This is a genomic window from Roseinatronobacter domitianus (assembly GCF_023336755.1).
Lineage (GTDB): Bacteria > Pseudomonadota > Alphaproteobacteria > Rhodobacterales > Rhodobacteraceae > Roseinatronobacter > Roseinatronobacter domitianus.
In genome coordinates, this window is the sequence record NZ_JALZWP010000034.1 from 1 (window position 1) to 9,326 (window position 9,326).

Genomic DNA, 9,326 nt, shown 5'->3' on the forward strand with positions numbered 1-9,326 from the left:
TTGCAGGATCCCTACAATCTGCTCTTCGGTGAAACCTGATTTGCGCATCGTCTGTTCTCCTTGTGCTGACGAACGTTACAAGAACAAACTCTCCTTTCGAATGGCCCGGTTTATTGGGGGCAGGTCAAGCGCACCGGGCTAGAAATTCCGTGTTGCCCCAAGGCTGACCTTCAGGTTGTCGTAGCTTCGCATGGGAATGTTGCTTTCCTTGCGTTCGACCCCGATGCGGACAATTGGTGCAAACCCATAGACCGACAGTTCCCGATGCATCATCGTGGCGCTCAGTTCCGCGCGCCAGTCGCGCTGCGCCCCGAATTGTGGCAGCAGCGGGTTTGCTGCGCCGAAGCTTGTATGGCCAAGGCTGGCTTCCAATCCCGTAATCAACCCACCGCCGAATGTAATCTCGGTGCCCAGCGTCAGGGCCGCGTCGGTGCGGCGATGAAACTCTGCTTCGGTGTGATGGTGCGACAGGTTAAGACCGCCCGAAACTTTCAGCCGCGGCGACAGGATGTGCTGTAGTCCCAACGAGAGCGACGCGCGCGGGCCGTCATAGGCCGAAACACCAGTATAGCGCAGTTCGTCATATGTGGCATTGGCTGAAAGGCGCGTGCGCCGACCGAAGCGCTGCTGAAAGGCGGCATGCACGCCGGCCCCGCGCATAATTAGCCCGTCATGCCCGCCTGCGCCTTGCAGCGTGATGCCCATTTCCAGCCGGCGCCCGTGATCGCCGAACCAGGCGAAGCCGAATTCTCCGCGCAGGTGTCCGCGGGTGAAATCCGAATCCTCGAAAAACTGGCCCGTGGCCACCAGATGCACCCGCGCGTGCAGATCCTGTTTCAGCCGGGGCTGCCATGTCATCCCCAGCCCCAACTCGACCCCGGTGGCCTGTTCGACCTGCGGCAAGGGCAGCAGCAAGACACCGCCGATTTCGACAAAAGGCTGCCCGGAGCGTTGCCAAGGGTTGGTTTGCGGCACGACCGCAACACGCGCTTGGCCGCGCCAGCTTTTGCGCGTGTCCATCGCAGTCAGGTAGTCCTGAACGGCTTGAATCTCTCCAAGGCTCAACTCGCCCGACATCGCGTATTCGAAATGATACCGCGCGCGTTCGTCATCCTCTATCAGGTAGAGCGCGCGCGCCAGTTCCAGCCGGAAGCGCGCGACCGTTGGAAACTCTGTCACCAACCGTTCCAAGATGGGCAATGCGGCGCGGGGGGCGCCCTTGCGCATATGCTCCAACGCCAAACGCCACGCCACGCGAACCTCGGGGTCCGGTGCGTCTGCCGCAATCATGGCGGCGCGGGGGGGCGTGGTCTCTTGAGCTTGCGCAAGGACGGATGAACCCGCCATCAGCAGCGCAAGGCCAGAGGCCCGCAACATCTTGGTCAGTCTGGTCACTAATCTGCTCGATCGATCATGCGCTCTTACGGCGCGTTCCGCCAAACGATGCGAGAGATTAACCAGCAAGTCAATCTTGCGGCGCGTCCGCTGGCATTGTTTACGGATTTTGAACCACTTGCGGGCCTTCCTTGTTGCGGATGTGGCACAGGAGGGGCGCATGGTTCGCAAGGTCGCGCGAATTCGCAATCGGGCATTGGTTGGGGTCATGCGCAACGGGCAGCGTGAAACAGCCTATCTGCGGGATTATTCAACCGAAGGGGTCTGCCTTGATGGCTTGCGCTCTGTGATGGCGGGGGATGTCCTGCGCCTGCATTGCAAAGGGGCGCTTATTTCCGCTGAAGTGCGGTGGGTGCGTGAAGGTCGGGCAGGGTTGTGCTACCTGCCAACTTGCGCCCCAAGTGAAAGGTCGCGCTTTCTGTCGGCCATCTCGCGCGGGCAAAGACCGGCCGATGCGGCGCGCATTTACGGGTTTTCCGAACTGGCCTGACGTTCCACCTGCACGACGGATTCTTCTAGGTGTGCGACCTGTGCCCGGATACCGCTGACCAGCGCATCGGCAAAGCGCCTTAGCCGGGCGTTGCGCAAATCATCGGCATGGCGGACAAGGTGGAAAGCGCGCGTCAGGCTGAACGCTGGCACCAGCACGCGGCGCAAATCTGGTGCATGGGGTAGGGCAAAATCATGCACCACCCCAAGCCCGGCCCCCTGCCGCAACAAATTGACCTGCACCGGAACGGAATTAGAGGTCATCTGCGCGCCGGGCAAGGACAGGCTGGCCAGATAATCCAGTTCGCGGTCGAAGATCATATCGGGAATATAGCCGACCAACCGGTGCCTGCGCAGGTCCGCGAGTTGTCGAATTGGCGGATGCCGGTTCAGATAGGCTGTCGCAGCCGCGAAATGCAGATGATAGTCAGTGATCTTTTGCGCGTGCAAGCGTCCGGCCTGCGGGGCTGACACGCTGATGGCCATATCTGCTTCGCGCCGCGACAGGTTGAACAGGCGCGGCAGGGCGACGATTTGCACCTCTAATGCGGGGTGCTGGGCACAGATTTGGGCAATCACCTGTGGCAACAGGTAGTTCGCACACCCATCCGGCGCGCCAAGCCTGATCTGTCCGCTTAGTCCCTCGCCGGGGGCGCCGGGTTCTTCGGCGGCGCGCAGATGGGCTTGTGCTGCTTCGACATGCGGCAGCAGGCGCAACCCGTCCTCTGTCAGCGCGTAGCCTTGATGCGAGCGGTGGAACAACCGCCGCGCCAATCGCGCTTCCAGCCGGGCGATGCGGCGGCCCACAGTGGCTGGGTCCATCTTCAGGGCTTGCCCCGCGCGGCCAAGGCTTTCGGCGCGCGCCACCGCCAGAAAGACCCGCATATCGTCCCAATCCATCACAAACATACCCTTGCATTTTTGCAATACTGCCATGGCATATTGCGTCTTCCAAAGGCGAAAACGCAAGGCTACTCTGTGCCAAACCTGAATGGAGGATGCTATGGAAGAGCTTTCGCACTGGATTGATGGCAAGCGCGTGCCCGGCACTTCGGGCCGCTTTGCAGATGTCTATAACCCCGCTACGGGCGAGGTGCAGGCGCGCGTGCCGCTGGCCACCAAGGCGGAACTGGACGATGCCGTCGCCCGCGCCGCAAAAGCGCAGATCGCATGGGGCGCGACGAACCCGCAAAAACGCGCGCGCGTGATGATGGCCGCCGTGGGCCTGATTAACCGCGATATGGACAAGCTGGCAGAGAAACTGTCATCCGAGCATGGCAAAACCTTTGTCGATGCCAAAGGCGATATCCAGCGCGGGCTGGAAGTGATCGAATATTGCATCGGCGCGCCGCAGCTTCTGAAAGGCGAATATACCGACAGCGCCGGTCCGGGCATTGACATGTATTCCATGAAACAGCCTTTGGGCGTGGTCGCGGGCATTACGCCGTTCAACTTTCCGGCCATGATCCCGTTGTGGAAAATGGGCCCGGCTCTGGCCTGCGGCAACGCGATGATCCTGAAACCGTCCGAGCGTGACCCGTCCGTGCCGTTGATGCTGGCCGAGATATTCAAGGAAGCGGGCCTGCCCGATGGCGTGTTGCAAGTGGTCAATGGCGACAAGGACGCGGTCGATGCTATTTTGGACAATGACACCGTGCAGGCGGTTGGCTTCGTCGGCTCTACCCCCATCGCGCAATATATTTATTCGCGTGGCTGCGCGAACGGCAAGCGCGTGCAGTGCTTTGGCGGTGCCAAGAACCACATGATTATCATGCCCGATGCCGATATGGACCAGGCCGCCGATGCGCTGATCGGCGCGGGCTATGGCGCGGCGGGCGAGCGCTGTATGGCGATTTCCGTAGCCGTGCCCGTGGGTGAAGGCACGGCCGACGCGCTGCGCGAACGGCTTGTGCCCAAGATCGAGGCGCTGAAGGTTGGCCCTTGGACGGCGGGCGACGACGTGGATTACGGCCCCGTCGTGACCGCTGCGGCCAAGGAAAACATCCTGCGGCTGGTGCAGACCGGCGTGGAGCAAGGCGCGGAACTGGTCGTTGATGGGCGCGATTTCAGCCTGCAAGGCTATGAGGACGGCTTTTTCGTCGGCCCGCATTTGTTCGACCACGTGACGACAGAGATGGATATCTACCGGCAGGAAATCTTCGGCCCGGTCCTGTCGATGGTGCGCGCCAAGACCTATGACGAGGCGATCGGCATGGCGATGGACCACGAATACGGCAACGGCACCGCCATTTTCACCCGCGACGGTGACACCGCCCGCGATTTCGCGCATCGGATCAATATCGGGATGGTCGGCATCAATGTGCCGATCCCGGTGCCGCTGGCCTATCACACCTTCGGCGGATGGAAGAAATCTGGCTTCGGCGATCTGAATCAGCACGGGCCGGACGCGTTCAAGTTCTACACCCGCACCAAGACCGTGACCTCGCGCTGGCCGTCGGGGATCAAGGAAGGGGCGGCGTTCAACTTCAAGGCGATGGACTGACCGAAAGGGCGGGGGGTTTTGCACCCCCCGCACCCCCCGCAGGATATTTGAGCAGGATGAAGGGGTCAGTCGTGCAATCCTTCGCGGATGGCATCTGCATAGCCATGATTATGGTCACGATGCGCCGCCTCATCGGCGCGCACCGCGACGATCAACTCGCGTAAGCGCGCATCGGGCGGCAGCTTCCAATAGTCGATGGCCATACGCGGCGCGGGGACGTTTTCGACTGCGCCGCTATCTACCTGTTCCAGATATTGCGTATAGCTGATGACCGCTTCTTCTTCGAGATATCCGACCACGCGATGCGCAGTTTTTGGTGCGACAAGGTAGAGCAGGAAATACAGGTTGAAGAACACGCCCTGCGCAATCAGGATAATGGTGCGTTCCAGCCAGTTGGGCTGGGCGATCTTGATAAAGGCCATAAGATGCATGCGCTCGTTTTCCGCTTCGTCCAGAAGTTCGCGAATCCAGCCCTGATCGTCGCGGATGCGGCGAATAGCCTTGAGGTGTTGCAGCATTCCCCCCACCATCCCCGGCACGGCGGCGACGGTTTCGAGCACCACGGCGCGGTGGCCATAGCGTTTGGCGAAGAAGGCATCGGCAAAGACGCGCATGAATTTGACCACGCGCAATGCAACACGGTCGGACAGATCACGGGGCGCGTGATGCTGGGTCAGGTTGAGGCTTTGGTCCTTTTCAAAATCAAACATTTCAGACTCCTGTTTGAGCAGAAGATGGGGGGCAGCCCGCGCAGTGCAAGGCAGTGCGACGCCGTGCCCCATAGGGTTTGGGTGGTGGCAGCATGAGCGATCTGCATATTCGCCGCGAGGGCCGCGCAGGGCGGATCACGCTGGATCGGGCACATGCGCTGAATGCGCTGAGTTATGAGATGTGCCTTGAGATTGACGCGGCGCTGCGGGGTTGGGCTGAAGTGGACGCGGTCGCTTTGGTCGTGATTGACGCGATTGGCGACAAGGCTTTTTGCGCGGGCGGCGATCTGGGCGAGATGTATGCCACAGGGAGCGCGGGCGATCATGGCTATGGCCGCCGGTTCTGGGCCGATGAATACCGCATGAACGCGCGGATCGCTGAATACCGCAAGCCCGTTGTCACCCTGATGCAGGGCTTTACCCTTGGTGGGGGCGTGGGGCTTGGGTGCCATGCCAGCCACAGGGTTGTGTGCGAGAGTAGCCGCATTGCCATGCCCGAATGTGCCGTGGGGATCGTGCCAGATGTGGGCGGATCATACCTGTTGGCGCGGGCACTGGGGCGCGTAGGGGCGTATCTGGGCCTGACGGGGGCGCGGATGACGCCGGGCTGCGCGATCTGGGCGGGGTTTGCGGATTATTTCGTACCGCGCGCTGAGTGGGGCGATCTGGTGTCCGGGCTTGTGGCCTCGGGCGATCCAGACATGATTCCGGTGCAGACTACGCCCGATAGCCCGCTGGCCGCGCAGGCGGCTGCGATTGACCAGGTGTTCGCAAGCAATGACGGGGCAACGATCTTGACGGCGTTGGACCTTGTAGGTGGTGATTTCGCGGCAGAGGGGCGGGCCATGATCGCGCGTGGCTCGCCCCTGGCGCAGGCTTGCGCGCTGGAGGTGTTGCGTCGCCTTGGCCCAGACCCTGATATCCGCGCGGCGCTGACGCAAGAATATCGGTTCACCTATCGTGCCACCGCGCAGTCGGATTTTCTGGAAGGTATCCGGGCCGCGATCATCGACAAGGACCGCGCGCCCTGCTGGCGGCATCGCAGCTTGGCCGATGTAACGGCGGCAGAGGTTGCTGATATGCTTGCGCCTTTGGGCGTGGCGGAGCTGAAATTAGAGACAAGAGAGGAAGAGACGCCATGAAGATCGGTTTTATCGGCTTGGGCAATATGGGTGCGCCGATGGCTGCCAACCTGGCGCGCGCCGGGCATACGGTGACGGGGTTCGACCTGAACGCGCCGTGCCCGGAGGGCGTGAGGCAGGCCGCGAGTGCGGCCGAGGCGGTTTCGGGGGGCGAGGTGGTTATCACCATGCTGCCCAATGGCGCGATCCTGCGCGAGGTCGCATCGGAGATCATCCCGTTGATGGAGGCGGGCGCGGTGCTGTGCGATTGCTCGACCGTGGATGTGGAGAGCGCGCGCGCGGTCGCGGAGCGGGCGCAAGCGGCGGGCTTGGGTGCCTTGGATGCACCTGTCTCTGGCGGGGTTGGCGGGGCAAGTGCGGGCACGCTGACCTTTATGGTGGGCGGGTCGGATGCGGCGTTTACCACGGTGCAGCCGCTATTCGACATCATGGGGCAAAAAGCCGTGCATTGTGGCGGGCCTGGAGCAGGGCAGGCCGCCAAGATCTGCAACAACATGATCCTTGGCGCGACCATGGCCGTCACCTGCGAGGCATTTGCCTTGGCCGACAAGCTGGGGCTGGACCGCGCGCGCATGTTCGACGTGGTCAGCACGTCATCGGGCTATAGCTGGTCGATGAATGCCTATTGCCCGGCCCCCGGTGTCGGGCCGCACAGCCCCGCCGATAACGATTACAAACCCGGTTTCGCCGCCGAGTTGATGCTGAAAGACTTGGCGCTGTCGCAACAGGCCGCAGCGGCGGTGGATGCCGATACGCCGATGGGCGCGCAGGCCATGGCGCTATATGCCACCTTCGTCGAGGAGGAAGATGGGCGCGGGCGCGATTTCTCGGCGCTGTTGCCACGTTTCACGGCACGCGGACGCGGCTGATGGGTTGGGCGGGCGCACTATTGCCGGGGCTGGACAGTGGCAGGGTCGCGCGGCTGGACGCGCTGCCCGCGCTGGATTTGCCTTCCGGGCAATACCTGTTCCGGGCTGGCGACCGTGCTCAGGGCTTTGCCATGGTGCTGGACGGGCGTGTCGAGGTGACGCTGACAGCTGCCTCTGGCCGTGAGATATTGCTTTATGCAATCGAGCCGGGGCAAAGTTGCATCCAGACGACTTTGGGTCTGATGGGGGATGCGCCCTATTCGGGAGAGGCCAGAACCGTCACGCAGGCGCGTATCGTAATGATCCCGGTGGCCGAATTCGCGCGACTGATGGACGAGGCCGCGCCGTTCCGCGCCTTCGTATTTCGGGCCTTCGCTGCGCGCATGGCGGAACTGACCGCGCTGCTGGAAACCGTGGCCTTTACCGGAATAGAACCCCGGCTGGCCCGCGCGCTGCTGGGTCTGGCCAAAGGCGGGCAGGTGCACGCCACCCATGCCGAACTTGCCGCGCGCATTGGCAGCGCGCGCGAAGTCGTCTCGCGCCAGTTGGAGCGTTGGGCAGGCCAAGGGCTGATCGCCACCCAGCGCGGACAGATCACGGTGCTGCAACAGTCCGAACTTGAGCGCATTGTGTAAGTGACCATGTCACAGACGCAATCTGGTGGTGCGCTATGCTGGCCGGGTAACATTGCAAAAGGAGCCTTCACATGTTGGCAAAAAACGTAGGCAGCATCGACCGCGTTCTTCGAATCGTCGTGGGCGTGGCACTTCTTCTTGGGTTCGCCCTGAACATGGGCGGGGCCTATAGCTGGCTTTACCTGATCGGGATCGTGCCTTTGGCCACCGGCCTGATGAGCACTTGCCCACTTTATGCCATTATCGGAGTGAATACCTGCTCGACGAAAAAATAAGAATGCGCCCCCGGTATAGGGGGCGTCATTTTCTTGACGGATTTGGGGAAGATTGGGCTTGCAGCCCCCTACTGCCTTGGCTAGAAAGCCGCTCACGGTTGGGGTGTAGCCAAGCGGTAAGGCATCGGTTTTTGGTACCGTGTATCGTAGGTTCGAATCCTACCACCCCAGCCAATTGACTATATCGTTGTAGATCAAGGACTTATAGCGGCTCCACTCGAGCCGTGTGTTACAGCCATGTGGGTGTTCCATAGGGCAATTCGGCATCCAGAGCTTGGCGAGCATGCCATGAATACCCGCAGGCTCTCGGAGCGAGCCACTGAGTCGCAGTATCTCGCTTGACTACCCCGTGCTGCCGAAACACACGCATAGCCCCTCACAGGTCAGCCCAGCGAGTCTGACGCGCCACTTGGCATCACAGAAGGCATGCACGGTCACCAAATGCATTCGTTTCCGACAGCGGGAGGTTTGGAAGCTTGGACATATGGCGCAACCCTAACCATCCCCATCACATGCCAGTGGTTTTTCTAGGGCTTCTACGGGATCCGCCGACGTATAGCGCGCCTTTCCTGATTTTTCTGAGCGCGCCGAAGGTTTGATACCTTCAAGCCGCCACCACCTCGTTCAGGCTTCTGACGATCTGAATGATTTCCTTCGTCTGCTCACGATCAAATATGCCCGCAATGCCCATGTCGTCGAGATCGGTGAATGGGCTTTCGTAAAAGGTGGTAGGATCAACAAACCCGCTTTCCGTCAGGCTGTCGATCACCATGTCGAGGAATTCCATCTGATCAGCACTCAGCTGGTAGCGTGACACGAACAGGCTGAATGCTTCCTTGGTCGCCGCTTTGTCCAATCCTGTCAGGGATCGCAAGAAACGGCCGACCCCACCTTCTTCATCCAGAGCCGACAAAACTGCATCATCTGCCACGCCCTGATCGATCAGAATACGCCCGAGCTCTTCGAAATCCTGCTTGGTTAATTGTTCCCCGCGACGCAGCTTGATCAGAGTGATGTGATCTTCGTGCTCCGTGCCGTCGAGATGGCGCTGCAAGCGGGCGTCCCCACCAAAACCCATGTGTTAAACTTGCTCCATAGGTTGCTGGATGGGACGCCGACTGAACAGCCCGATGTAACGCCGCCTGCAGCACTTTCGCTGAGCAAAGAGCCCGAGGCCAACGTCGCACGTTATGATGGGCTGCGCCCGCAGAAGGGAACGCGCCATGCGTCATGATCCCGCTGGAGCCGCCATCGTCATCATGTTGCGCAGCCTGAAGATGCCGGGCATGGCGCAGGCTGTGCAGGACC

General features: G+C 61.3%; 10 protein-coding genes, 1 tRNA gene and 2 pseudogenes. 9 read left to right on the forward strand and 4 right to left on the reverse strand.

The annotated features are described in order from the left end of the window. Positions 1–138 precede the first annotated feature (138 nt). Positions 139–1,395 (reverse strand): surface lipoprotein assembly modifier, encoded by a 1,257-nt coding sequence (locus M3N55_RS16250; RefSeq protein ID WP_249060919.1) that lies wholly within the window; start codon positions 1,393–1,395, stop codon positions 139–141. Positions 1,396–1,555: 160 nt separating this feature from the next. Between M3N55_RS16250 and M3N55_RS16255 the strand changes: the two genes are divergently transcribed. Next, positions 1,556–1,885, forward strand: a complete 330-nt coding sequence (locus M3N55_RS16255; RefSeq protein ID WP_249060920.1) for a PilZ domain-containing protein — start codon at positions 1,556–1,558, stop codon at positions 1,883–1,885. Here the strand turns inward: M3N55_RS16255 and M3N55_RS16260 are convergent. Beyond that, positions 1,861–2,784, reverse strand: coding sequence for a LysR family transcriptional regulator (locus M3N55_RS16260; protein WP_249060921.1), 924 nt, complete (start codon positions 2,782–2,784; stop codon positions 1,861–1,863). The genes M3N55_RS16255 and M3N55_RS16260 overlap by 25 nt on opposite strands. Positions 2,785–2,887: 103 nt before the next feature. Here M3N55_RS16260 and M3N55_RS16265 point away from each other — a divergent pair, with 103 nt between their 5' ends. Next, positions 2,888–4,387, forward strand: a complete 1,500-nt coding sequence (locus M3N55_RS16265) for a CoA-acylating methylmalonate-semialdehyde dehydrogenase (RefSeq protein WP_249060922.1) — start codon at positions 2,888–2,890, stop codon at positions 4,385–4,387. A gap of 65 nt (positions 4,388–4,452) precedes the next feature. Here the strand turns inward: M3N55_RS16265 and M3N55_RS16270 are convergent, their stop codons facing one another. Continuing rightward, positions 4,453–5,097 carry an alternative oxidase gene (locus tag M3N55_RS16270; RefSeq protein WP_249060923.1) on the reverse strand — a complete coding sequence of 215 codons (645 nt, stop codon included), beginning with the start codon at positions 5,095–5,097 and terminating at the stop codon, positions 4,453–4,455. Between the two features lie 92 nt (positions 5,098–5,189). Between M3N55_RS16270 and M3N55_RS16275 the strand changes: the two genes are divergently transcribed. The 5 genes from M3N55_RS16275 to M3N55_RS16295 all read left to right on the forward strand — a co-directional run bounded on the left by M3N55_RS16275 (position 5,190) and on the right by M3N55_RS16295 (position 8,192). After that, positions 5,190–6,239 (forward strand): enoyl-CoA hydratase/isomerase family protein, encoded by a 1,050-nt coding sequence (locus M3N55_RS16275; RefSeq protein ID WP_249060924.1) that lies wholly within the window; start codon positions 5,190–5,192, stop codon positions 6,237–6,239. Next, positions 6,236–7,108 carry a 3-hydroxyisobutyrate dehydrogenase gene (gene mmsB / locus M3N55_RS16280; RefSeq protein ID WP_249060925.1) on the forward strand — a complete coding sequence of 291 codons (873 nt, stop codon included), beginning with the start codon at positions 6,236–6,238 and terminating at the stop codon, positions 7,106–7,108. The genes M3N55_RS16275 and mmsB overlap by 4 nt, the downstream gene beginning before the upstream one ends. Then, entirely contained in the window at positions 7,108–7,743 is a 636-nt protein-coding gene (locus tag M3N55_RS16285) for a Crp/Fnr family transcriptional regulator (RefSeq protein WP_249060926.1), read from the forward strand. The genes mmsB and M3N55_RS16285 overlap by 1 nt, the downstream gene beginning before the upstream one ends. 71 nt (positions 7,744–7,814) lie before the next feature. Next, positions 7,815–8,018: a YgaP family membrane protein gene (locus tag M3N55_RS16290; protein WP_249060927.1), complete on the forward strand. Its 204-nt coding sequence runs from the start codon at positions 7,815–7,817 to the stop codon at positions 8,016–8,018. 99 nt (positions 8,019–8,117) lie between these two features. Then, positions 8,118–8,192: transfer RNA gene (locus M3N55_RS16295), tRNA-Gln, on the forward strand. Positions 8,193–8,622: 430 nt separating this feature from the next. Here the strand turns inward: M3N55_RS16295 and M3N55_RS16300 are convergent. Further along, positions 8,623–9,096, reverse strand: a complete 474-nt coding sequence (locus M3N55_RS16300; protein ID WP_249060928.1) for a type I restriction-modification enzyme R subunit C-terminal domain-containing protein — start codon at positions 9,094–9,096, stop codon at positions 8,623–8,625. Between M3N55_RS16300 and M3N55_RS16305 the strand changes: the two are divergent. Both M3N55_RS16305 and M3N55_RS16310 read left to right on the forward strand, forming a co-directional pair. After that, positions 9,043–9,252, forward strand: a pseudogene (locus M3N55_RS16305) (IS21 family transposase); the annotation flags it as partial. The gene M3N55_RS16300 and the pseudogene M3N55_RS16305 overlap by 54 nt on opposite strands. Continuing rightward, positions 9,242–9,326 (forward strand): annotated as a pseudogene (locus M3N55_RS16310) (ATP-binding protein); the annotation flags it as partial. The pseudogenes M3N55_RS16305 and M3N55_RS16310, both read left to right, overlap by 11 nt.

Coding starts and splice junctions, on each gene's coding strand:
- M3N55_RS16260 (WP_249060921.1), bottom strand. CDS start 2,784: ATGGATTGGGACGATATGCGGGTCTTTCTGGCGGTGGCGCGCGCCGAA.
- M3N55_RS16300 (WP_249060928.1), bottom strand. CDS start 9,096: ATGGGTTTTGGTGGGGACGCCCGCTTGCAGCGCCATCTCGACGGCACG.
- M3N55_RS16265 (WP_249060922.1), top strand. CDS start 2,888: ATGGAAGAGCTTTCGCACTGGATTGATGGCAAGCGCGTGCCCGGCACT.
- M3N55_RS16275 (WP_249060924.1), top strand. CDS start 5,190: ATGAGCGATCTGCATATTCGCCGCGAGGGCCGCGCAGGGCGGATCACG.
- M3N55_RS16285 (WP_249060926.1), top strand. CDS start 7,108: ATGGGTTGGGCGGGCGCACTATTGCCGGGGCTGGACAGTGGCAGGGTC.
- M3N55_RS16270 (WP_249060923.1), bottom strand. CDS start 5,097: ATGTTTGATTTTGAAAAGGACCAAAGCCTCAACCTGACCCAGCATCAC.
- mmsB (WP_249060925.1), top strand. CDS start 6,236: ATGAAGATCGGTTTTATCGGCTTGGGCAATATGGGTGCGCCGATGGCT.
- M3N55_RS16290 (WP_249060927.1), top strand. CDS start 7,815: ATGTTGGCAAAAAACGTAGGCAGCATCGACCGCGTTCTTCGAATCGTC.
- M3N55_RS16255 (WP_249060920.1), top strand. CDS start 1,556: ATGGTTCGCAAGGTCGCGCGAATTCGCAATCGGGCATTGGTTGGGGTC.